This is a genomic window from Leucothrix arctica, assembly GCF_003172895.1.
Taxonomy (GTDB): Bacteria; Pseudomonadota; Gammaproteobacteria; order Thiotrichales; family Thiotrichaceae; genus Leucothrix; species Leucothrix arctica.
Window position 1 is genome coordinate 210,330 of record NZ_QGKL01000042.1, and the last position, 23,501, is coordinate 233,830.

The 23,501-nt window shown below is 42.3% G+C and carries 24 protein-coding genes; 14 read left to right on the forward strand and 10 right to left on the reverse strand.

From position 1 onward, the window contains the following. Nucleotides 1-70 precede the first annotated feature (70 nt). Nucleotides 71-1,780, forward strand: a complete 1,710-nt coding sequence (locus tag DKT75_RS18060; protein WP_109825395.1) for a hypothetical protein — start codon at nt 71-73, stop codon at nt 1,778-1,780. A 313-nt stretch (nt 1,781-2,093) separates the two neighbouring features. On the opposite strand, the gene DKT75_RS18070 is transcribed toward DKT75_RS18060, so the two are convergent. Continuing rightward, the gene (locus DKT75_RS18070; RefSeq protein ID WP_109825402.1) at nt 2,094-2,975 is read right to left on the reverse strand and encodes an EamA family transporter; all 882 of its coding nucleotides are present in this window, start codon (nt 2,973-2,975) and stop codon (nt 2,094-2,096) included. A gap of 114 nt (nt 2,976-3,089) precedes the next feature. On the opposite strand from DKT75_RS18070, the gene DKT75_RS18075 reads away from it, so the two are divergent. Then, nucleotides 3,090-4,526 (forward strand): aminotransferase-like domain-containing protein, encoded by a 1,437-nt coding sequence (locus DKT75_RS18075; protein WP_109825404.1) that lies wholly within the window; start codon nt 3,090-3,092, stop codon nt 4,524-4,526. Between the two features lie 171 nt (nt 4,527-4,697). Continuing rightward, nucleotides 4,698-5,600, forward strand: coding sequence for a JmjC domain-containing protein (locus DKT75_RS18080; protein ID WP_109825406.1), 903 nt, complete (start codon nt 4,698-4,700; stop codon nt 5,598-5,600). Nucleotides 5,601-5,674: 74 nt separating this feature from the next. On the opposite strand, the gene DKT75_RS18085 is transcribed toward DKT75_RS18080, so the two are convergent. Then, nucleotides 5,675-6,442, reverse strand: a complete 768-nt coding sequence (locus tag DKT75_RS18085) for a class I SAM-dependent methyltransferase (RefSeq protein ID WP_109825408.1) — start codon at nt 6,440-6,442, stop codon at nt 5,675-5,677. A 99-nt stretch (nt 6,443-6,541) separates the two neighbouring features. Then, nucleotides 6,542-7,594: a sensor domain-containing diguanylate cyclase gene (locus DKT75_RS18090; protein WP_109825410.1), complete on the reverse strand. Its 1,053-nt coding sequence runs from the start codon at nt 7,592-7,594 to the stop codon at nt 6,542-6,544. 303 nt (nt 7,595-7,897) lie between these two features. On the opposite strand from DKT75_RS18090, the gene DKT75_RS18095 reads away from it, so the two are divergent. Further along, nucleotides 7,898-8,077, forward strand: coding sequence for a DUF2986 domain-containing protein (locus tag DKT75_RS18095; protein ID WP_109825413.1), 180 nt, complete (start codon nt 7,898-7,900; stop codon nt 8,075-8,077). Between the two features lie 67 nt (nt 8,078-8,144). Here the strand turns inward: DKT75_RS18095 and DKT75_RS18100 are convergent, their stop codons facing one another. From DKT75_RS18100 to DKT75_RS18110, 3 genes are read right to left on the reverse strand one after another with little or no spacing between them, the layout of a single operon-like run. After that, nucleotides 8,145-8,336, reverse strand: a complete 192-nt coding sequence (locus DKT75_RS18100) for a hypothetical protein (RefSeq protein ID WP_109825415.1) — start codon at nt 8,334-8,336, stop codon at nt 8,145-8,147. After that, nucleotides 8,333-9,940 carry an ATP-binding protein gene (locus tag DKT75_RS18105; RefSeq protein ID WP_109825417.1) on the reverse strand — a complete coding sequence of 536 codons (1,608 nt, stop codon included), beginning with the start codon at nt 9,938-9,940 and terminating at the stop codon, nt 8,333-8,335. Before DKT75_RS18105 ends, DKT75_RS18100 begins: the two co-directional genes overlap by 4 nt. A 2-nt stretch (nt 9,941-9,942) precedes the next feature. After that, entirely contained in the window at nt 9,943-10,668 is a 726-nt protein-coding gene (locus tag DKT75_RS18110; RefSeq protein WP_109825419.1) for a response regulator, read from the reverse strand. Between the two features lie 222 nt (nt 10,669-10,890). Here DKT75_RS18110 and DKT75_RS18115 point away from each other — a divergent pair, with 222 nt between their 5' ends. The 4 genes from DKT75_RS18115 (at nt 10,891) to DKT75_RS18130 (ending at nt 14,376) form a co-directional block, all read left to right on the forward strand. Then, nucleotides 10,891-11,673 (forward strand): MipA/OmpV family protein, encoded by a 783-nt coding sequence (locus DKT75_RS18115; protein ID WP_109825421.1) that lies wholly within the window; start codon nt 10,891-10,893, stop codon nt 11,671-11,673. Between the two features lie 136 nt (nt 11,674-11,809). Next, nucleotides 11,810-12,703 (forward strand): zf-TFIIB domain-containing protein, encoded by an 894-nt coding sequence (locus tag DKT75_RS18120; protein WP_146201405.1) that lies wholly within the window; start codon nt 11,810-11,812, stop codon nt 12,701-12,703. Nucleotides 12,704-12,809: 106 nt separating this feature from the next. Then, complete coding sequence (locus DKT75_RS18125; protein ID WP_158278913.1) at nt 12,810-13,778, forward strand: phosphotransferase; 969 nt, start codon at nt 12,810-12,812, stop codon at nt 13,776-13,778. Nucleotides 13,779-13,899: 121 nt separating this feature from the next. Beyond that, nucleotides 13,900-14,376, forward strand: coding sequence for an SEL1-like repeat protein (locus DKT75_RS18130; protein ID WP_109825428.1), 477 nt, complete (start codon nt 13,900-13,902; stop codon nt 14,374-14,376). Between the two features lie 232 nt (nt 14,377-14,608). Here DKT75_RS18130 and DKT75_RS18135 read toward each other — a convergent pair whose 3' ends face one another. Further along, nucleotides 14,609-15,286: a phospholipase effector Tle1 domain-containing protein gene (locus DKT75_RS18135; RefSeq protein WP_109825431.1), complete on the reverse strand. Its 678-nt coding sequence runs from the start codon at nt 15,284-15,286 to the stop codon at nt 14,609-14,611. A 409-nt stretch (nt 15,287-15,695) separates the two neighbouring features. On the opposite strand from DKT75_RS18135, the gene DKT75_RS18145 reads away from it, so the two are divergent. The 5 genes from DKT75_RS18145 to DKT75_RS18165 all read left to right on the forward strand — a co-directional run bounded on the left by DKT75_RS18145 (nt 15,696) and on the right by DKT75_RS18165 (nt 18,860). Beyond that, nucleotides 15,696-16,550: an HAD-IIB family hydrolase gene (locus DKT75_RS18145; RefSeq protein WP_109825433.1), complete on the forward strand. Its 855-nt coding sequence runs from the start codon at nt 15,696-15,698 to the stop codon at nt 16,548-16,550. Beyond that, the gene (locus tag DKT75_RS18150) at nt 16,528-17,070 is read left to right on the forward strand and encodes an HD domain-containing protein (protein WP_109825435.1); all 543 of its coding nucleotides are present in this window, start codon (nt 16,528-16,530) and stop codon (nt 17,068-17,070) included. Before DKT75_RS18145 ends, DKT75_RS18150 begins: the two co-directional genes overlap by 23 nt. A 163-nt stretch (nt 17,071-17,233) precedes the next feature. Further along, the gene (gene pyrF, locus DKT75_RS18155; RefSeq protein WP_109825437.1) at nt 17,234-18,049 is read left to right on the forward strand and encodes an orotidine-5'-phosphate decarboxylase; all 816 of its coding nucleotides are present in this window, start codon (nt 17,234-17,236) and stop codon (nt 18,047-18,049) included. 21 nt (nt 18,050-18,070) lie between these two features. After that, the gene (locus DKT75_RS18160) at nt 18,071-18,460 is read left to right on the forward strand and encodes a GFA family protein (protein WP_109825439.1); all 390 of its coding nucleotides are present in this window, start codon (nt 18,071-18,073) and stop codon (nt 18,458-18,460) included. After that, nucleotides 18,453-18,860: a DCC1-like thiol-disulfide oxidoreductase family protein gene (locus DKT75_RS18165; RefSeq protein WP_109825441.1), complete on the forward strand. Its 408-nt coding sequence runs from the start codon at nt 18,453-18,455 to the stop codon at nt 18,858-18,860. The genes DKT75_RS18160 and DKT75_RS18165 overlap by 8 nt, the downstream gene beginning before the upstream one ends. A gap of 75 nt (nt 18,861-18,935) precedes the next feature. On the opposite strand, the gene DKT75_RS18170 is transcribed toward DKT75_RS18165, so the two are convergent. Continuing rightward, entirely contained in the window at nt 18,936-19,526 is a 591-nt protein-coding gene (locus DKT75_RS18170) for a hypothetical protein (protein WP_109825443.1), read from the reverse strand. 169 nt (nt 19,527-19,695) lie between these two features. Here DKT75_RS18170 and DKT75_RS18175 point away from each other — a divergent pair, with 169 nt between their 5' ends. Continuing rightward, entirely contained in the window at nt 19,696-20,457 is a 762-nt protein-coding gene (locus DKT75_RS18175) for a sulfite exporter TauE/SafE family protein (RefSeq protein WP_109825445.1), read from the forward strand. 9 nt (nt 20,458-20,466) lie between these two features. Here the strand turns inward: DKT75_RS18175 and DKT75_RS18180 are convergent, their stop codons facing one another. Together DKT75_RS18180 and DKT75_RS18185 are read right to left on the reverse strand one after the other, a co-directional pair. Further along, nucleotides 20,467-21,189 (reverse strand): glutathione S-transferase, encoded by a 723-nt coding sequence (locus tag DKT75_RS18180; protein ID WP_109825447.1) that lies wholly within the window; start codon nt 21,187-21,189, stop codon nt 20,467-20,469. Between the two features lie 11 nt (nt 21,190-21,200). After that, the gene (locus tag DKT75_RS18185; protein ID WP_109825450.1) at nt 21,201-23,474 is read right to left on the reverse strand and encodes a peptidase U32 family protein; all 2,274 of its coding nucleotides are present in this window, start codon (nt 23,472-23,474) and stop codon (nt 21,201-21,203) included. Nucleotides 23,475-23,501 lie beyond the last annotated feature (27 nt).

The window sequence follows — 23,501 nt, forward strand, 5'->3', positions numbered from 1 at the left end:
GAGTAAATGAATCAACTGCTAGTATGCATTTAATAAAAATAATGAGTAGTTGTTACTAGCTTACTTTGCCATGAAATTATTTATTTATACGCTATTACTGTTTTTGCCTTTTACGGCTTACGCTGCTGCACCTGATGATATAAATACTAATCAGCGTGCATGGTTTGATGCAGTTGATGTCGATGCTAACGGCAGTTATACAGACAATCCAGCAGACAGCGCACTAATCTCCCAATGGTCAGATAAATCTGGCTCAGCCAATCATATTTCAGCGACAGGTGTTGCTCGTCCAAAGTATCTTGTTGATAGTTTAGGGAGTGAACGCCACGGTCTGGACTTTGATGGTATTAGTAATAACTTAGTTGATAACAATGATATTTGGGTTGGTGCCGTATCCAGTTCGGAGTCTTTTGTGGTAGTTACAACTGAACAAATCCGCGCAAGTTTTGCCTTTCTATCAAGCCATAACGGCACTAACCGGTTAGGCGTACATATACCTTGGTCAAACTCTACTACCTATTTTGATCAGGGTATTTGCTGTGGCGCACCCACTCGATTACAAGGTTCTGTGCCAATCAGCTTGGGAGAACAGTACTTTTGGCACTTTATAGGCCTCAGCAATGATCAAAGTATTTTGCAAGATGGAAAGTCATACTTGAGTGACACAGGGGCGAGTATCTATAACGTCTATGCAAACTCTTACTTTGTTTTAGGCTCAGCAAATAATACTCGTTTCCATGAAGGTCGTTTTTTTGAGGCTATTTTTTATCAGACAGAGTTAAATGATGCTCAAAGATACATCTTGAGTAATTACCTATCTGCGAAGTGGGATAAAGCGTTTGCGGCCAGCCCGACTTTTTCTGATGTATATAGCGGTGATGATGCAGTCAATGGCGATTATGATTATTTTGTTGGCGGCATTGGGCGTTTGACTGGGACTCAAGCATCTGGAACGTCACAAGGTCTGACAATCACTAATGATACTTTTCTTAATAGTAATGAACAGTTTATTTTAGCTGGCGTTGATTATTTAACGAGTACGCCTAAAACGGGCACTAGCTCCAGTGAGCTGCCTTCTGGGTATCTGAGTAGAAGTAATCGTAGTTGGTATATTGATAGAACAGGTGATAATGGCTTGGTCAATCTCAGCTTTAATGTGACAGATATCGGTATTGCCGTTGATAATGGCTCGGAATATGGATTACTCCACCGAGTAGGTACTTCAGGTAATTTCACTAGTGTAGCGACAGCCACAATGGCAGGTGGTGTTATTACATTCAGTCATCTACCTGATGATGGTGTTTATACCATTGGCAAAAAAGGCATTATGAATATTACCTTGGAGAAGGTCGGTCAAACGGTAAAGGACCCTTTGAATAATGGAATCAACCCAAAAGCGATTCCTGGCTCTATAATTGATTACACTTTAACGATAAAAAATAGGGGTAATTTAGGACCAGATCTTGATACCACCTTAATTAAGGATACTTTGCAAAGTCAGTTAACCTTATTCACAGGAGATTTGGATGGTAATGGTAGTCCATTTGTTTTTACTGATAACAATTGCCCGCCCGAAACGGTTACGACAAACAGTGACCTGACTCTCGATTATCCTAGTGATGTTGTTTTTAAAGATGTGCTGGGGAATGTTGTCATGCCTTCGATGACTTATGACCCTACGATTAGATCATTTGAGATCACTCTATCAGGGCTGATGAATAGTAACTACCAAGCCGATGTACCGTGCTTCACCATGAAATATAGGGTTCAGCTTCAATAGTTGGTGAGCCGAGTCGTTTAAATCTAGACAGGAGCCGTATGAACACATCCTCTTTAACAATAAAGGCTGGAGTAGCTATCATTGTGCCTACGCTTGCGTGCTCTACCTACTACACGCTAGAGAAACTTGGTCATGCTGAGCCTGTGATCTACTTCGCTACTTCACTCGCGTTTCCGGTGATGCTTCTAGGGTTTGTAGGCACAGCCCGCATTATCACATCAGGCAATAAAAATAGGCTCTATCAATGCCTTTCCGGACTTGCAATTTTGCTCCCTGCCACTTTATTAGCATACATATGGTTGTGAGCAATATTCTATTGTTGATTTTTAGGGCTAGACAAGCGCCTGGGCTTCCACTGACTAATCATCAAGCCACCTAGTACAAATACATAGGCTAATATTTTAACGGTAGACACTTCTTCATTATAAAAAATCACACTGCCAACGAGTCCAAAGATAGGCGTTAATAACGTAAAGGACGCCATGGTTGATAGTGGGTATTTCAGCGTGAGTTTATTCCATATCCAGTAGCCAAGTAGGGTGGTTGGATAAGCTTGGAACAACACTGAAAACCATACTTCGGCATTCATTTGTGCAGGCAGGGCGCTAAAGGCTTCTGCGCCATGAAAAATATATGCAAGCAATACCAGTGGGATAGGTGCAAACAACATACCCCAAACACTAAATGCAAAGATTTGTGTGGTGTTAGAGCGCTTAACAATAACACCCATCAAGCTCCAACTTAAGGCTGCAATAAGCGTCAGAGGTAAACCAATTAACGGCACTGAGCCATCTTCTAACGTTAAACAGGCGACCAGTCCCAGTACTGCTAAACCTGCGCCAATTTTCTTATTAAGCGTGATGGTTTCTTTGAAGGCGAAGTAACCGAGCAATAGGCCAAATACGACGCTCATATTCAGCAGTAACCCCGCCATTCCTGCCGACACGCCTAGGTTGATTGACCACACCATCATTCCCCAAACGCCTGCACCAAATGTTGTTCCATAAGCGAGTAGATAGCGGATGCCGACATTAGGTCTTTTGATAAAGAATATCGCTGGAAATACAGCAAAAACAAAGCGCATGGCCGTCAGAAGTATCGGGTCTACTTGGTCAGCACCCAGTTTTATCGCAGAGAAGTTGAAGCCCCACAAACACATCAGTGCGATGGTTATGAGTATGTCTTTTGTAGTCATTACTAATGCCCTATTGAGTAGGCTTAGAAGTATCCGCCAGACAAAAAAAGAATAACAGATACAAAAATAATAAATAAATAGAGTACAATTTGGTGGTCAGTAAGGAGTACGTGTGTGAGATATAAAGCCATTGTGGAGCAGGTGATTACCGATATTCAGCAGGACAAGCTGGAATACGGTCAGCGAATGCCGTCGTTACGCACCTTAGCGTCACAGTTTGGTGTGAGCATGACTACAGCACTCAATAGTTATCGCAGCTTAGAAGCGATGGGTTGGATCATTGCACGTCCGCAGTCAGGTTTCTTTGTTTCATCGCCTGTTCGTGAAGGAGCTGCGCCTCATCAGCCACATTTTCGCAGTAAGCTATCCGTCATATCTGATTATCGTTCTCAATCGTCAGTGGAGGTGCAGCCGAGTGCTGGGCCTTTTGGTATCAGCCAACTTGCTCCACATCACTTGCCCACACAAGCATTGCAGCGAAGCATGAAACGAGGTGTTCAGTCTTTAGGTGAGGGCATTCACGCTTATCCTGATGCACAAGGTTTGGAGTCGCTGCGCGTTGCCTTATCCGACCATTTTTCTGAGAGCGGCTTACCTATCTCGTCTGAAGAGTTAGTGATTAGTGGAGGCTGTATAGACGCGGTGCGTATGGCGCTAGAAGTGGTCACTCAACCCAATGACGGGGTTGCGATTAGCTCACCGTGTTTTAATGGTCTACTGGAGTTGCTGTCTGTGATGCAACGGAAAGTTGTCGAGATCCCCTGCACTAAAGAAGGCATCGATCTTGAGCAGCTGGAAGTGCATATTAAAAATGGCGATGTGGTTGCAGGATTATTCAGTAGTTCTCATATGAATCCACACGGCATTAGCCTACACGTTGAGCAAAAACAACGCCTTGCTGAGTTGGCTAATCACTATCAAATGCCGATTATCGAAGATGATATTTACGTAGAGCTAGGCTATGAAAAAGCGATTCCTTTACCTATTAAATATTGGGATAAGGGTGGTTACGTCTTGTGGTGTGGCTCGGTGTCGAAAACCTTATCGGCTGGAATACGTCTGGGGTGGTGTTCAGCGGGTCGTTATCAGGAGGCACTCATTCGCCAAAGCTACGTGAGTAAACTGGGGCAAAACATCGTCGTACAAGCAGGACTTGCTGACTTTATTCGTTCTGGGGAATACCGCAAGCATTTGAACCGAGTACGTACGCTATTATTTACCAATATATGTGCTTATCGTGTGTTGCTATCAGAGAATCTCCCAAGTAATGCGGCGATTAGTCAGCCTCATGGCGGTCTCGTATTGTGGGTGCAAGTGCCTGATTTGGATGTTGACCAATTTCGAGGCTCCGTCATCCGAGCTGATATTGATATTCGCTTAGGAAGTTTTTTTACCACACGTGACTTGTATCAAGATTATTTTAGAGTCAGTGCGGGGTGGATGCTTGGTGATGCTTATGATGGTGATAGAACCGTGGAAGAGGTGTTACTAGCGTTATGTGGTTTGGCGTGTGATGCTTCGCATGGAGGTGAGTTTGTATTTGAAATTTAAAGGTGAAAATGAAAGTTCTTAACCATATCATTGAGTGAGGCGATTAATTTAAAGAATCGCTTCAAAAAAGTGACAATCGTTTGGTTAGGAGTCTGCTTAGTTATCAATTTTCTTGTTGTTTATTATGTGAGATAGTCCGCATCATCGACCATTAAATGACGCAAAATAAATATGAGCAATACTGAAATTAATCTAAAGTCACTTATTGGCGATAACACCAGAGAAGAATTTTTAACGTTACTTAAGTCTCGAACACCTTTTGTATCTCATGGTAATTCAGAGTCTCTTAAAGGTTTAACGAGTCTTCCATTTCTTAATTCTGTTGAAGATCTTGCGGACTGTTGGCGAGACACCGTGGATGTCTTTAACCCAGAAGTGGCAGATGAGATTTCAAAGGCTTCAATCCCTCCTGAAGATGCGCTCCATGAATATCAGTATGGAAGCTGCATTCTATTTAATGACGTCAATAGAATCACGCCGGAGTTTGACAGGTGGAATCAGGACATTAGAAGAGAAATTGGTTTTTCTGAATTGACCTATGTTAGAAACCTAGTCTACGCAACACCAGCGGGTAAAGGTAATGCACCTCATTTTGATCAGAATTTTAATTTTGTTATTCAATTAGAAGGAACAAAGAAGTGGTGGCTAGCAGATAATACAACCATTAATAACCCAATGACTCGTCATGTGATCGGACACCCTGTTGATAGTGAGCTAGGAAGTTATACCGCTAAGGATTTTCCAGAGTCATTCCCCAAAGATTGTACTGAATATATTTTAGAGCCGGGCTCAATTCTGTTCGTACCACGAGGCGTTTGGCACATGACCGAAGCAGTGACCGATGCTGTATCGTTTAATTTCACGTTTACACCGCCGACTTGGATTGACCTTGCGACGACGGCCTTAAGGGAAAAGCTCTCTCATTCTGAGAAGTGGAGGGAGTCGGCAATTTTCGATGATAGTGGGGCAGACAATACTGAGTTCAATCAACTTCTAAATGGTTTAAGTGCCGATGCTAAAAATTGGAATGCGGAAGATTTCTTAGAGGTTACTGAGAACCAAGAGATCCAATAGGCGTAATGCCTTTCTTTCTAAGCCAAGTCTCTAGCTGCAATGATTTCATAGGTCTTGTGAAATAAACGTGAAGTCTAATGTTTAAACGCCATATAAGCATTTATAAAAAAGGCTTCTTTGATGGGTGACTTTTCCACGCGTTTAAAACCAACCTTATCTAACAGATCAAACAATTCCTGCTCCTCAATCGCGTAGTTGTGAGCCACAATGTTACTTTCAGTGCCGCTCAACAAGTGTGTAATACAGTCTTTTGTGGTTCTAAGTTGCGTCTTCGGGTCATATGAAATGGTTGATTTTACCTTAAACGTAAGGCTATCAGTTCCAGTAAACGTGTAGGGTGTTTCTGGTTTAGCGTGCTTTAATTTGGGTATGTCGATATACAATAATCCGCCATCAGCGACTTTACTAAACATGCCCTCAAGTGCGAGCTCCATGTTAGCTAGGACAGTCTCGCGACTTTGTGGATCTTCTTCTAAGTACGCACCCATAAAGAGTAATGAGTTACCACGGCATAAGACCGCATCATAGGTATAGGGGACTCGCTCTGGCAATGTTTGCCAGCTCGATAAATAGGTGGGAATGGTGAGTTTTTTTTCGAATCGTTTTTCATTAAACAGCGTCAGCATATCCTTTGAGCCGTCGGAATAGCTAATGTTTAAACCTTGCTGTTTAAACTCAATAGCAGGGAAGCCAGTACCGCCAGCACAGTCGAGTATCATTGTTGTATCATGCGACTTAAGTAAGTCAGCTAACGTCTGGGCATAGTCTTTACCCCAAATATCTCGCGCTTGATAATCCCAGATACTTGCAAAGTCCTGCATGCTTTTCGATTGGTCGCTCATCCTTGATGCTTCCTAATGATTCAATAACTTACAGTCTACCTGTATGTATAATCAGCATCTAGCATAAGTCTGTTTAGTAAGCGTTTTGTAATTAAGACCTTAAACAAGCGCAGGGTCAAAAGTAACTACCCGATTTCGCCCACTCTCTTTACCCTCATACAGCGCCTTATCCGCACGCTGTATCGTCTCTTCAAAGTTAGAATTAGCCCCATAAGTGGCAATACCTAAAGTCAATGTCACCTTGTGTTCAACTCCGTCATAAATAAATGGTTTGTTTGCTATGGTCTCTCTAATATTTTCAGCAACAGAAACACCTTGTTCAATATTGGTTTTAGTCAGCAGCACTAAAAATTCTTCACCACCCCAGCGAGCTACAACGTCAGTACCGCGTAAGCTGCTTTTTATAAGTTCACTGACTTGGATAAGTACCGCGTCTCCATGGTTGTGTCCATGTGTATCATTGACACGTTTAAAGTGGTCAACGTCTGCCATGATGAGTGTGGTGTCATGATCATTGGCTTTAGGGTCTTTGTCATTAAGCCTAGCCTTGTCAAACATAGAGCGTCGATTATTTAGTCCAGTCAGAAAGTCCAACTTTGAGGTTTCTTCAGCATCTATTTTACGGCGGAGTAATGATACGCCTCGCATGTAAGAGAGGTGTCCCATGTAATGAGTGACTATGATTAAGTACAAAAATGGGCTCAGTAATTCTATAGAGTCAGCTTGTGTTACAGCGGGTTGATCACGGAATATAAAGACTAACATCGTAGTTATAAACACAAGCGATAAGCCATGGACAACCTGTTTCATTCCCCGCAGTGCGTAGTTCGCTGCGGAGTTCGCAATTAGGTAAGGCAGGGCGATTGCTGGGTTAAAGTTGATCACGCCAATAAGTACACCAACCAATGCCATATCAATCTGCATGAGCTTAATTTCAGTTTCACGACATTCGTCTTTCAAGTACCAGAGTAAGCCGATGTGTGGGTAGATAAGGCATATTGCGATAGCGATAATAGACCACGCATCAAACCCCAAGCCTAATTTTGATTGTGATAAGACGATACTGATGGAGAATAAAATAAGTCCAAATACTCTAAGTGGGTATATTTGCCTACCAATTCTTTCGATACTATTTTTGCGTTTTTTGATCATATTTTTTGAATTATAAGTCGTGAACTAATCAATTTTAGGTGTACTTGAAGGTGATAATAGTTCATAAAACAAGCAATATGTTTAAAAATCAGATGACTGTCCTACCATTTATCTTATTCCTATCTCTCGACCTGAGCTGACGCCACTTTACTGGACATCGTGACGCGCCGTAGTGTTTAAATAAATCTCTTTAATCCCATCTTTAGAGAGGTTGTTGAGATTTGATTGGAGTATAAATTTTCAGATTTGGTTTCATCTTTGAAACTGATATTATGTAGTCATACATATAGAGAGAAGCGGCACATGAATCATCGTAAAAAAGGTAATCTGATTTTAAAGGCACGTGCTAAGAAGGCACATGCAAAATTAGTTCCAAAGAAGAAGAGCAGTTACGTGAGTAAAGCTGATCGTGCAAAGTTGGAAGCAGAAGAAAAAGCAGTAGCAGATCAAGAAACTGCAAGCGACTCTAATACTCAAGCCTGATCAGGAATCGCTGTGGTGCTAGTCACACATGACAGCGATTTAACAAAGTATTGGGCGGGTAGGCGTATTACCTTTTAAATTGGCGGCAACCTGGTCCATCAGCCGCACAATTAGGTGAAATCACTGAGCGGTCACCCGGTAAGCGATTCTCAACCTTACCTTTATGGTTCTTACCATGCTTCTTCAGGTTTTTATGGTGGCAGCCTGTCATAACAACGCTTACAGCGACTAACGCAATAATACTGATAATCTTTTTCATACCTTATTCTCCGTTTCTATAGATAAATTAGTGGGCCAGCGAACTAATAATTGTGCGCCGCCCAATCGCGAGTCGTGAATTTCCACCTGTCCTTGGTGAGCCGTCACCACTCGTTTTACAATGGCCAAACCAAGGCCAAATCCGTTGCCGTTTTTATTCCGACTACTATCCTGTATCGCGAAAGCTTCAAACAAACGCTCTCGCTCACTTTCAGGAATACCAGCACCGTCATCGTCAACCAATAAAGTTACGTGCTCTGTGTTGTATGACAATGTCGCATGCACTTTTGTTTCCGCATGACGAAAACTATTTTGTACCAAGTTACTCAGCAGTCGGCTCATTAACACATCATCAAAGCTAGCAAGCTCGTTATTGCTTACAGCTTCTGATTGCCACGTTAAATCGATACCGCCTGATAAACCTTCAAAGCCCTGCATGGTAGATTCAAACCAAGGTTTGAGCGGTTGTAGTTTTGGCTCCAAACGCTTATCTGTTTGATCAAAACGCGCATAGGTCAGTAACTCATTTAATAAGGTATCCAGCTCTTCCATGTCTTGATTCATGTTGTCGACATAGCGTTGATGATCAGCGGGCTCATCCGTTGTTTCCAGCATATCTAGCGAGAAACGCATCCTTGCAATAGGTGTTCGTAGTTCATGAGAAACGGCACTGGTTAGTTCTTTGTGTGAGCGGATGCTTGCCTGTGTACGCGCTGCCATTTGATTAAAGGCATAGTTAAGCGATGACAAGCGGGCACTCTTTCGATAAGGCACACGCGCCTCATAATCTCCCGATCCAAAGGCTTTAGCTGCTTGCTGTAAACGTGCTAAATCGCGCCATAATGTCCATACCCAAAACAACACAAACAACGAAACAAACATCAGTAGCGAAATAATTATAAAGGTAGAGAGGTGACGAGCAATCCATGGTGATTGAAACGATGGAACCACTAGTAACCAAGGGCTATCTGAGACCTTTTTATAAAGATGATATTCCTCCTTACCATCAGAAATAGGTAAGACCTTTCCTTGCTCTAAGCGTGCCAGCTGCTGCTCAGTAAAAGTAACAGACTCTATTGGTTCTAATAACAAATCAAAGCCAAAGTTAGCACGTATCTCTTTAAGTACCTGTGGGCGTACAGCTAGAGTGTGTTCAAGTAATTGCTGCTCAATCAAATACATAGTACCTGCAGCAGTGTTCGCTTCATCCGTTGGGTAGTCCTGATCCATATCAAATACCCAGATCAAATCACTTTCAGGTAATCTAGCAAATAAGGTGGTTACATCATCGGTCTCTATTCCCACGGTTAAGCCATGATCAAGCCGCTTTAAGTCATGTTTATCAAAGTTATAATCAGTGAATGGGGCTAGCTTTAAAGGGTAAATAAACTCATTTTGTAACTCATTAAGCTTTTGCAAACGTTGGTTTTGGTCTAAGCCCCTAACGGACTGATTTAACAAAGTAACCGTACCCTTACTCACTCTCTGTTGATAATTATTGAGGGTGTCTTTCAATAAAAAATTCACCGTGCCATTGATTGACAACACGTAAATAATGATCGGCAATAACACCATCACTGTTAATGTAAAAAATAACTTAATCATGACTACCACCCATCTGCGACAAATAAATACCCTTGTGCCCGAACCGTTTTAATACCGGTGGGCCTAGCAGGATCAGTTTCTAACAACTTGCGCAAACGAGAGATACGAATATCAACTGAACGATCTAAACCGTCGTATTCAATGCCTGATAATGAGGTCAAAATAGCATCACGACTGAGCACCTGACCTGCGTTGCTGGCCAATAAATACAGTAGCTCATATTCCTGAGTAGTTAGCTCCAAAACGCTCCCACTCAACATCACGGAACGAGATGCAGTGTTGATCGCTAAGCGGCCAAAGACCAAACTATCAGGAATGGACGCTACGGCATTTTCAACAACAGATACTGGTTTAATACGGCGTAATAAAGACCTAACGCGCGCCAATAACACTCTTGGCTGTACTGGTTTAATCACATAGTCATCTGCGCCCAACTCCAAGCCAACCACCTGATCAAAGTCTTCATCCTTAGCGGTTAACATGAGAATAGGGGCGTCATATTGCGGTCGGACTTGTCGGCAGACCTCTAAACCATCTAAACCCGGCAACATCAAATCCAACACTACCAAGTCAGGCTGCATATCAATAATGCGCTTTACCGCAGTATCACCGCGATACTCAACCGCGACTTTCAAGCCTTGTTTCTCCAGATACTCCACCATCAAGTCAGACAGACGCTTGTCATCTTCAACTAGTAAAATGCTGTGGTAATGTAGTTCTGAAGTCATAATTGGACTCTGTTTAAAGTGTTTAACGCTTATTGTTACTGAGTCTAGTTTTTCATAAAAGTACTCACTTCAACAATGAGAGTTTTGTATAGGTTTTGTAATCGCAAAGTAACGTAAACGATACATTAGCAACAAACGCCAAACACTCTCTTAACAGACAGTTACAAAGCTAAAAGTTACGATTTACCCATCGAAATAAACACATAACACAGGGTAAAACTAATGAAAGCATTCACTCGAAAAGTACTCATCCTTTCCACAATTGGCCTACTGGTGCCAATGATCGCAACCGCTGCTGAAACAGAAGAAAGAAGCCGTAGCTTTGGTATTGCGCTAGATATTGATAACCATGTACAAACCTATATAGAGAATAATGAGAATTATCGCGGCCAGATATTTTTTCAGTACCGTGGCGAAAAATTCAACATGGATAAGGATTCAGCGTCGTACCGCTTTTTTGATCGTGACAAGTTCCAAGTTGAAGTCATCGCTAAAGTGCCTGAGCGCGGACATGGCTTCGCCGATGAAACGACGATTACAGGCATGGATGAGCGAGAGTCGTCACTTGGACTAGGGCTGCGTGTAGGTTACAAAACAGCGATTGGTTTGCTGAGCTTAGACGCAACCAAAGACATTAGTAACCAACATGACGGAGCGGAAGCCGACCTACGTTTTGGTCCAGACTTTTACAGTGAGCGTGCCGGCAAAGCTCGCAATGTAGAGTTTGGTGTTATCGGCGGAGTGAAGTGGCAAAGTGATAAAACTGTGGACTATTACTATGGTGTTAAAGACACAGAAACAACGGCAGACCGTGCAGCTTATGAGGGTAAAGCCGCAATAACGCCTTATGTTGGAGTGGCTGGACAGGGGAATATTACTAAGAACCTAACCTTTAACACTAGTGCGATTTACATGGATGCGCCTGATGAGATTACGGATAGTCCGATTGTTGATAAAGGTCACGATGTGCAGGTGAGTGCTGGGCTTACTTATTGGTTTAGATAAGGTAATTACTAATCGCACGAAGTTGTTTCTACAACTTCATGCGTTTCATTAAGCAAGTACTCAAAGAGGCTAAAGCATAATACCGTTCACACAATAAATTACTTTGTATTATGTAGTCTAAGGATGGGAAAGCTTCGTGAAAATAATCGCTCAATGCCAACACTGTAATCGCCGTTATGATGCATCCGGACACGCCTCTGGCAGTCGGTTTCGTTGTCAATGTAGCGAAATAGTAGAAGTTCCTCAGCCTGAGGTAGTAAGAAACGCCAGCGTAATACGATGCTCATCATGCGGTGGCGCACGTAGTAACAAAGCGAGCGAATGCTCTTTTTGTAGTAGCTCTTTTACGATGCACGATTACGACCTCAACACCGCCTGCCATAAGTGCTTCACTAGAGTTAGCGACAAGGCTAAGTTTTGCCACAGTTGCGGCACAGACATTGCAACTGAGGACAGTATCGGAAATATAACCGACAAAGCCTGCCCAGGTTGTAATCAAGAGCACTTCCTACACACACGCAAGTTTCGACCTGACCACCCAGCGATACTGGAGTGCAACCATTGCGTTGGTATTTGGCTAACGAACGACTACTTTGAAAAGGTCATGAAAGATGCTGTTTCAGCAGGTGAGAACGCCTTAAAACTGGAGCAAGTCCAACCTAACAAACTTGAAACTAGTACAGAAAATACCTCATTTTCATACCGTAAATGCCCCGACTGTGACCAGTTTATGGCGCGTGAAAACTTTGCTCGTCACAGTGGGGTGATTATTGATTCTTGTAAGCAACATGGAAAGTGGTTTGACTCAGAAGAACTCTCTCGAATTTTAACTTGGGTACAAGCTGGAGGGATGGTGAAATCAACAAAAATCATGCTTTCCGAACAGCAAGCTAAGCCATCAAAACAAAAAGCCAAGTTGGCACAAGAAAGACAGAGCCTTGCCAACCAACGAAGCCACCCAAAACACACTTATAATACCGGTGGAGGATTCGGCCTTGCCCTTGTACTATTAGATCAATTATTTAAATAAACAAAGGTGAAGCTAATAACGCTTAATCATGAAGGTTAGTTGTTTAGGGTGTATGGCTACAGTTTAACTACTTAACAAAACCTTAGACTTTAAATAGGTAAAAATTGTGGTACTAAATCAATACATATATTCACGCCTTTCTCCTGAATCAGTACAAGCGCACCTTGAGCATCATTACGACCTATCGCCCATTAAAAGCTGTGTGTTTTATGTATTTGGCTTGCATGATAACTATCTGGTTAAAACGGAAGAGTCGCAATTTATCCTGCGTCTTTATCGAAACCAGTGGCGCAACGCGGATGAAGTATTCTTTGAGCTTGAGCTGTTAAATTACCTTAAGCAACAAGCTCAAGCAGTGGCTTCCCCGTTACACACAAAGGCCCATGAACTAGCATTTGAGATTCAAAGCCCCGAAGGTGTGCGGTTTTCAGCGTTGTTTAACTATGCTGACGGTAAAGGGCTCACTCAGGAAATATCTACTCAAGAAAGTGAGCTATTAGGAACGACCATAGCCAATATTCACAGTGCCACAGGCGACTTTAAGACTACCCACAAAAGGAATGAACTGAATCTCACTTATCTGCTTGATGAGTCTGTAGAACTCATAGCGCCATTTATTAACGCTGAGAAACAAGAATTTTTAACTGAAATACAGAAAAAACTGCACAAGCAATTATTACCAATCACTCAAAGTGATGCCGATTTTGGAATATGCATTGGTGATGTAAATCAAAGTAACTTCCACATAAACACGTCAAAGCAAATCACCGTGTTTGACTTCGATCAGTGTGGCTACGGTTATCGTGCCTTTGAGGTTGGCAAATTCTCATCATCGTTGTTTCGAAGCCCTAACAAAAAACAACTCACGAAAGCATTTCTTAAAGGCTATGAAACAGTGCGTAAGCTTTCAACGGTTGAGAAAAATGCTATTCCGTATTTCGAGATAGCAGCGACAATCTGGGTGATGTCAATACGCGTTGCTAACGAAGATAAAGTTGGTCATTTACACTTGGAAGAAGGTTACTGGAACCAACGGTTTGCTATTCTTGAGGCGTTGGATAAGCAAGTAAGCTAAAGCGATAGGTTTTTTTCGATGGAAAACAACAAACATCTAGAGCAACACATCTTCTCAACCGTTCTTTCAAAGTAAAAGCCCTTAAACCTTTTCAATGGACTACATGTTCTAGGAATATAGAATGGATAATGATCTAAAGAAATTGGCTATCGAGTTATCAGAAACAGGTGAAGCCAAGAAGCTTTATAAGTTAATCAAACCTTTTATTGATGTTGAGGATCCATTTGCGATTAATTTGTATTCTACTTTCAGCTTGAAGGAATTTAGGGAGCCTGACGAGGTGTTTGCCAAAAGAAGTATCAAGTTAAAAATATATGCGTCAGAGCATGGAATTCCTGATGCTTCATATAGGATGGGAGTAAGTTATCTTTACGGCGATGACGTGACCCAAAGCTATAATGAAGCAGCAAAGTATTTTGAGCGTGCTATTTCTCAAGGGCATACCCATACAAAATTTACGTTTGGCTTTAGTTTATATTACGGTACCGATGATAACCCAATCGATAGAGTGCGGGGGTTAGCTTTGCTAGAGGAAGCTGCCTTAGCTGGCTCGGAGGGAGCAAAAAATGAACTTGAAGTTATTAAAACTGAAACATAACTCTCTTCGATCTCGAAATAATCCGTGAAAGCCTAGAATCACTTGCAGCACCAAGCGACTATCCAAAAATAGTTTATTGTTCAATACCCTGATGAGTATTTGTTTAGGTTCTCCTTTGACAGTTCATCAGCATAGCAAGGTTAGTTATTTCACGGCTGAGACGGTGACAGCTTCTTCAGACTCTGGAAAATAGATTTGCCTATCACCAACCCCATTCCCTTCTGCTTCTTGCTCAGGCTCTCTTTTGAAGCCATTGATACTGGGTACAGCAAGTTGTTTTGTTGAGGTGTTCCTCATTGGTATGAATCGACCATAAATCAAAGATATTCCGCTTTTCTAACTGTGCAGTGGCGTGAGCTACGGCAAGTACATTTGAAGGGACAGTTTTATGATACCCAAGATCGATTTTGCCAGCCGCTAAGCCAAAAGAGTAGACGGTATCAAACAACCCCATAAAGATAATGGTGGGTGCTTTGCCTTGTGGTTCTTGACCTTCTTGATACTCTAATGGGTCGCCACGCTCATCAATAATATGCGCGAATTCTCGTGCTAATGCAGCTCCTCGGCTATATCCAATGAGCACGATGCCTTTATGGTCGTTCTTATAGTTTTTGACGAGTTCGTCATACATGTCATTAACAATTTTTCTACCGCCTACACCGGTCATTTTTCCAGCGTAATTTAGCGGATTAAAGTTTCCACCTTCGTAGCTCGAACCAACACCCGCTGCATAGAAAGCTTTGCCATTTTTGTTAGATTTTTTATATTGCTCGATGAAGTGAAATACATTCGTTTTTTGACCGAACTTAATGTTTTTACCCGTATCGTCAAAGCCGTAGACAACAGTGTCTGCTGCAAACGCTGATGACATGAAGACTGAAAGTAATAGTGTCGTGAAATATTTAACCATAGGGTTCTCTTTGATTTTCTTTTACGAATACTGCGGTCAGGCTGTTTTTTTTGTCTTGAAATACAGTATATTTTATACATCGATAACTTATAAGGGTGACTTGTCAGATACCTGTCAGGTTAATGTCGGTAATTACATTCAACTTTATCTGCAAATACACTTGGCTTTTTGCCTTCGCAATATCAAGTGTGTGTTTTGGTCTGTGGATAGTCGATATACTTATACCCACTCTAAAAGGTGCTGACTTCACTCAGCAGTATGAAATCCACGGTAACTTTAGATACCTTGATTTCGGTGGTATTAGTTTCTTTCTAGGCTTTTTGTTTTTGGGTCTAACTATTTTTTTAGAGTACGTAAGCAATAGAAAATTACTTAAAGGCACTGCTGGAATCAGCAACTAGATAAACTTATGAAACTTAACGACACGCTGTACGTATCTGACTTAGACCGCACCCTGTTAAAAGATGATCAGACCTTGTCTGAGGAAACGACATCCTATTTAGTGAATGCTGCAAAAAAGGGACTTAATTTCACCTATGCAACTGCTCGATCACTTGCATCCAGTGGCTTTGTGTTGAAAGGTCTCGAGTTGCAACTCCCCGTTATCTTATACAACGGCGCACAGATCTATTGCCCTAAAAAAGAAGCGTATATTCACAGCTCCTATATGGAGTCAGGCGTTTATTCAAAATTACTAAAGCAGCTAATTGGTGATGGTTTGAATCCTATCGTTCACAGCCTTGACGAGGATGACAAGCTAAGGGTGTACTTTCAAACAGTCACTTACGAAAGTATGGTGAAGTGGATAAACTCAAGACTCAAAAATGGTGATGATCGATTCCGAGTCACCATAGATTTCTCTGAGATTGAAACTTCCAAGGTTATCTCGTTAGTGATGACAGGCCCTTACGAGCAACTAAGGGAATATGAGCAACAGTTAAGCGCTGAACCAACTATCTCACATGTGCTATCTGAGGATGTTTATTGTGAAGGACACTATTTACTCGAAATATCCCATATGGATGCGAACAAGGGTTTTGCCGTCGAAAAGCTACGTGATCATTTAGGTTTAGAGAATATCGTCTCATTTGGTGATAACAATAATGACCTACCAATGTTTAAGAAATCCACCCGTTCCTTGGCAGTTTGTAATGCCAAGGAACCCGTCCAAAACGCTGCCAGTGGCGTAATCGGTCATCACAATGAAGATGCGGTTATCAGTTACATTAAAGAGGTCTGTCATGAAAATTTGGAATCAAGATAAGTATCTAGAAGCATGGAACTTTGCCTCTAGCATTCACAACGGCCAAACCTTACCCGGAAGCGATATTCCTTATATAAATCATATTGGGCTAGTGGCAATGGAGGCAACCGCAACGGTGTCTCATGAAGAGATCAATCACCCAGATACGCTGGTGCTATGTGCGTTACTGCATGATTCCATTGAAGACACTTCAACCACCTACGAAGATATCAAAAAGGTGTTTGGTGCAGTCATTGCAGATGGCGTTTTAGCACTGACTAAAAATACAGAGTTACCCTCAAAACCAGAGCAAATGAAGGACAGTCTTAATAGAATCAAGCAACAGCCTAAAGAAGTCTGGATGGTTAAGTTATGTGACCGAATCACCAACTTACAACCACCGCCAAAGCATTGGAACAAAGCTAAAATCGCTAAATATCAAACGGAAGCAACTTTGATATTGAATGAACTCGGCGAGGCCAGCCCATTCCTTGCAGAAAGGCTAAAGACTAAAATTACCAACTACAGTAAGTACTTATAAGTCGACAGAAGTGGGTGTTTTAGGTTTTATTGCTGTTAGGTATATGTACTCACTTTGTTGAGGTAACAAATGATACATTCTCTAAATCCGCTCATGAAAGCCTTTTTGAAGACTATGACGGGATAAAAACGATGTATATAAACAATCAAAGAAGGAATAATCAGTGACTTTCATAGAAAAACTAAGTTGTGCTTGGGAAAAGAATAATTCATTAGTATGTGTTGGTTTAGACCCTGACACAGAACGCTTCCCATCAAGTTTGCGTGACGTGCCTGATGCTATTTTTCAGTTTAATAAAGCAATTATCGATGCGACTCATGACTTAGTTTGTGCCTACAAACCACAAATTGCTTACTTCTCTGCGGAGTCAGCAGAAGATCAGTTAGAAAAAACCATTCAATATATCCAAACTGAATACCCAGATATTCCAGTCATCCTCGACTCAAAACGTGGGGATATTGGCAGTACCGCTAAAAAGTATGCTGTAGAAGCATTCGAGCGTTATAAAGCAGATGCGGTAACCATAAATCCTTACCTTGGTTTTGACTCAGCTGAGCCATTTCTAAACTACAAAGACAAGGGAACAGTATTGCTATGCCGCACTTCTAACAGAGGCGCTAATGACCTGCAAGACTTAGATGTAGGTGGCATGCCGCTGTACCAAAAAGTGGCTTCAATGATCACTGAGCAATGGAATTTCAACAAGAACTGCATGCTTGTTGTTGGCGCGACTTGGCCGTCACAAATGTCGGAAGTACGTGAAATTGTTGGCGACATGCCATTTCTTGTACCGGGTGTTGGTGCGCAAGGTGGCGACATTGAGGCTTTAGTGAAAGCAGGACAAACTGCAAACGGTACGGGCTTGATTATTAGCTCATCCAGAGGTGTTATCTATGCAAGTGAAGGTGATAACTTCGCTAGTGCAGCAAGGTCTGTTGTTGTAGATCTTCGCGAAAAAATTAATTTACACCGTAACTAAGTTTAAACTGGAGTACATCAAATGATCACAGGTAGCTGCCTATGCAGCCAAGTTTCATACGAAATATCAGGGAAAGTCGGTGACGTTATTCACTGTCACTGCCAAACCTGTCGTAAGGCGCATGGCGCTGCCTTCTCTAGCGTTGCGTCCGTCCCAGATGATGCTTTTACCCTAAAAGGCGAAGAGAATCTTAAAAGCTTTGAATCTTCGAAGGGTAAGCACCGATACTTTTGCTCAAACTGCGGCACTCAGATTTATGCTAAAAGAGAGGCTACGAGTCATATTATTTTACGCCTTGGTTCGTTAGACAACGCGGATGGTCTTGTTGAGAAGAGCCATATTTGGGTGTCTGACAAAGCGTCTTGGTACCAGATTAATAACAACCTGCCTGAATATCAAGAATATGAATAAGGAAGAGATTCTTCTCGTTTACGACAAAGATTGTCCTGCGTGTGATTTTTACTGCCAAATCATACGTATTAGGGAAAGTGTAGGTGAGTTAAAGATTATTGATGCCAGAGAGAATAGTGATATCTTAAACGAGATTACCAGCAATGGTTTGGATATTGACCAAGGCATAGTACTGAAAATGGGTGGACAGCTTTATTATGGCTCAGATGCTATTCATGCTTTATCGCTGCTAAGCAGTCGTTCTGGCGTACTTAACCGTCTTAACTATTGGATGTTTAAGTCAAAGCGGCTTTCTAAGGTGTTGTACCCTGTACTGCGTTTTTTCCGAAACTGCCTGCTTAAGGTTTTGGGGAAATCAAAAATTAACAATCTCAACTTACCTGACAATAACAAGTTTTAGCAGTGCTGATCTAAAACGTCAACTTGTTGTAGTCAAACTAAAGCTGGTCACTTCTTTAGACGTTAGTCCAAATTTTTACTCTTCCTGACACTGTTTGGGGATAGACTTTTCAGTCCAGTCAACTAGCTTTATCGCTTGTGCTTTGTTCTTGAATGGTTTTTTGTTCTTAACCCCTTTACCAGTCAGTAAATTCACATCGCAATCTAGCTTATAACTAAGATCAAGCGTGTCGCGTGACTCATAGGTATAGCCTGCAACCACAAAAGCTTTGTTCCTGTAGGCAATAGTCAGTATCTGTGACCATCGGTTGCGGCCAATTGCTTGGTTTTGACTGAGTACTTGCAAAGAGCCCCCAGCAGTTAGTGCCAAAGAAGGGATGTTGCCCCACATTGAGCCTGACCAAGCAAGGTTCGGTTTGAATAGTGCCAACTGTGGTGTATTTCTATTATCCTCTAAAAAGAGGTATAACCCGACATCTTCATCAAAGTTGTTGTTTGGACTAACCAAAATCGCGTGATCCTTTCCACCATCGTTGTTCCAGTCTCCAGCAATAAAACCGACTATTTTTGCGGGGTCGATATATTGATCGGTCGGAGTCGTGGCAAAGCTATTCGTTGATAGCACCAGCAGGGATAACATGGCAGTAATTTTATAGAGCGGCTTCATAGTGACTTCATTATTAGTGATTAATAATTGAGTCTAGTACAGTCTTTGATAAAAGATACGATCATTCACTAATCGTCGTATGGAATAGGTTGGTTAATTGCTATGCTTAGTTAAAAGGAGCGAATTATCCAATGCTACAGACGACTGTAAAGGTCAGGAAACTGACGATATGTTAACCGATTTTTCTGATGTGATTCTTTTACTGACAGCAGCTTTCATTGCGGGCGCACTGAATGCAGTAGCCGGTGGCGGAAGTTTTCTAACGCTTCCAGCGCTGGTTTTCACCGGCATACCACCTGTTGTTGCAAACGCTACAGGTACGGTGGCTTTATTGCCTGGTTATATTTCTGGCGCATTTGGCTTTCGCGAAGACCTTAAAGCACCTCCGGGCTTGTCATTAGTCAGCCTTGCAATCATAAGTATTGTTGGCGGAGCTATTGGTGCAGTGTTGTTGATCTTCACCAATGACCAAGTATTCCGTCAAATTATCCCTTGGTTGCTATTGCTCGCGACGGGGCTATTTGCCTTCGGTCCAATGATTCTAAACAAGTTTAAGCAAGACTCCGAAGTGACAACGTCCTTCGTTAAAGCAGGTTTGGGTATGTTCAGCGTTGCTATCTATGGTGGGTACTTTAACGGAGGCTTAGGTATTTTACTGTTGGCATTGCTTGGCTTGTTAGGGCAAACCAATTTGAATGCCATGAATGGGGTTAAAAATGTAGTCTCTGCGTTACTGACAGCAATCGCTGTGCTTATTTACGCTTGGGGCGATGTGATTGCTTGGTCACAAGCATTAATCATGATGGTGGCTGCAACGATAGGTGGCTATCTTGGTGCGCGAGTGGCAAGACGGATTCCTGCAACGGTATTTCGGATGTGTATTGTTATCATGGGTTTGATTATGAGTATTCTATTTTTTATCAATAGCTAATGAAGTTTGTTACTCCCCAAACAAGCAAACTTCACGCTCATCCAACCACAACGGATACGGGACCATAGACCGTTGAAATAACCGACCCTGCAAGTGATTCGCCAACCAGTGCTGCAGATGCGTGTAATTCCCGCTCGTAAACACCGGCTTATTCACCCTAGAAAACTGTCGAATGAAAGGTAATAGCGCATAATCCAGTAAGCTAGGTGTAGCACCCATAAAGAACTCATGCTTCGCCAAGCGTTGCTCTAAAGCCTGAACAAACGGTTCACACTCAACACGGCATTCTTCCAAATCATCCCCATGAAAACGCTTTGCACGCTTGTACTTTTCTAAGCTGGGTTTAAATTCATCATCATTTTCTTGAATGATCTTAAGCATCTCTGGCAGCGCTTTAGGATCATCTGAGTAGAGTAAGTTGTCAGGGTCATTTTGGTTTAGCGCCCATAACATAATATCTAAACTTTCATCGACGATTGTAAGTTGCTGAACATCATCATCCGCCGTGGCTTCGGTATTTTCAATAACCAAAACAGGTACTGTAGCCTTGGGCGATAACAGCAACATCTCCGTAGGTTTCTCCTTCATTGTCACTGCGCGAATCTGTACAGTCTGCTTTGCGAGCAATATCGCTAAACGAGCCCGCATTGCATACGGGCAGTTTTGAAGTGAGTAGAGTAGTGGCAAAGTGGAGGGCGACTTTCCCGATACTTCAGAGGTTGTGAGTGACATAAAGTGTCCCTTTATAAACCCTGACTGTACTGTGCGTTCGTAGACAACGTTACAAGCTCACTAAGCTGTTGTGCCGCATGAGTATGCTCATTACCACGATCACTGCTAAGCAGGTTCTCAAAGTATTCAATCAACTGAGCTTTATCATGTTCTTGTTTAGAACCCGCTCCGATATTTGTCAGGTCAATAAAGAACTCATCAAAGGTATGTCCCAAGTCATCAACGATCTCTGAGTTTAAGAACTGCTCATGATTGTAAATACTTGGGTAGCCGCCTTTCTGCTTATCAACCGCAAATGACACGCCTTTTACATTAGTAATCGTTGTGGCCTTTTGGCACTTCAACATGCAACCGTCTTCGATACTTGGCTTGTTACAACCAACCGTTTGCTGGAAGAAACACTGACGACTTGTCATCATCAAAATCGGGTGATAAATGCTGTAAAGCATTTTGAAATTTTCAGGACGTGCAATATTTTTGATTTGGTTACGGTTTATCTCATTAGAAATAAACGCACCTGCACAGTTCAAGTCTTCTTTTAGCGTTAACAGCGCATAAGAGTTTGTGGTGTTTAGGAAAGGCCCAGCAATCCACTCGATACCCATTTGATTCGCCACATACGCAACACCTGTATTATTGCTGACTATGCGAGTAGGGCGTATACGCTCTAGTAGGCGGATAGACTCATCGTAATCTTTACCAATCAAAACAGCAGGGAACCAAGGAATCAGTTGTGGATTACGCTCGAATATCTCAATGTGCTTGTCGCAGTCTTTCTTCCAGCTTTCAGGTAGTTTGAAATACACGTCAGCGTCAGTCAGTTCACACAACTCAACGTCTTTTTCAGCAGCAATCAGTATCGACATGCTGTGTTTCTTGCCGCTAGCCGGCGCTAGCTTGTTGTGCTTTTCTAGCTTAGGCACTTCGACGTATGGGATTGGTTTTACTTCATTATTGAGCAAGTAAGCCGCTTCATTTTTTAACGTTGTTAGCTCTTTAAACGGAATACTCAAGTCCGCACCTAAGTCACTGTAGTCAACGTCTTCAGTGGTGTAATCATTACTAGCGAAGTTTTTGAAGCACTTTTCAAGTGTACTTTGACGGATAGATAAGTCTTCAGTCGCACGGAATGTTGACTCAGTCTGTAGCGATAGCACCTTGTCATCACCAACCGTCATGGTTAGCGTCAAAGGCTCGTTCAACTGGCCAGAAAACTTCATTCGTAACGGTTGCTTCGCAATGCTCAGGTACTTAATTTTGTCTGCCAGCTCATCACCTAACTCATTCTTCTTACTGTATAAGCCCGCTTTCACTTCTTGAATGTGAATGACTGTCTTAGCACCACTTTCTTCGACGGCATGAGTCAGGCTGTGATCACGAGGATTGTCTATGAACATATCCTTTGTGAGATCTCCCGTTAAGAAGGAGTTCGTAAAGTCACGATTAAACACACGATGTAAATTTGAATCATCTGCAGCTAATTTGCCAGACTCAACAAACGTGTCGATCGACTTACGCCACGTGTCTGTCACGGTATACACGTAGTGAGCGTTCTTGATTCGACCTTCAATCTTCAGTGAGTCAACTTGCGCGTCGACTAGCGCAGGCAAGTCAAAATAAGCGGAGTTGTCTTTCAAGTTAAGCGGGAATTTATTACCCGTAGCAGTAGGCTCGTATTCATCACGGCATGCTTGGCTGCAACTACCACGGTTACCCGAATTACCAACACTGACTGAGCTAGAGTAACACTGGCCAGAAAATGCGATACACAATGCACCGTGTACAAACACTTCCGTTAGTACGTCATGTTCGTGGGCTAGGGCGGTTAAGGATTTGACCTCGTGGATATTTAATTCACGCGATAAGTTTAAGCGTGATGCTCCGACTTGCGCCAAGAACTTAATTTGGCCTTCGTTATGAGTTGTCAGTTGAGTCGAGGCATGTATATCTAAGGTCGGGAAATGCTTTTTGACGAGATTAAACAAACCAAGATCTTGAACGATGATGCCATCAAGACCGGTATTAACTAGCTTATTGAGTAGCTTGAAGAGTGTCGGTAGCTCTTGTTCGAGTATCACGACATTAATTGTTAGAAAGACTTCGCAGTCGTACTTGTGCGCTAACTGGATGACGCCTGTTAACTCATCAAAAGTCAGATTGGAGGCACGGTTTCTAGCGTTGAATTTATCTAGGCCGCAGTAAACCGCATTGGCTCCTGCAATTACAGCCGCTTTTATTGCTTCAACGTCGCCACCGGGCGCTAATAATTCAATCTTTCTAGTCATGTCTATGCTCACTTAGTACTTAGGGCA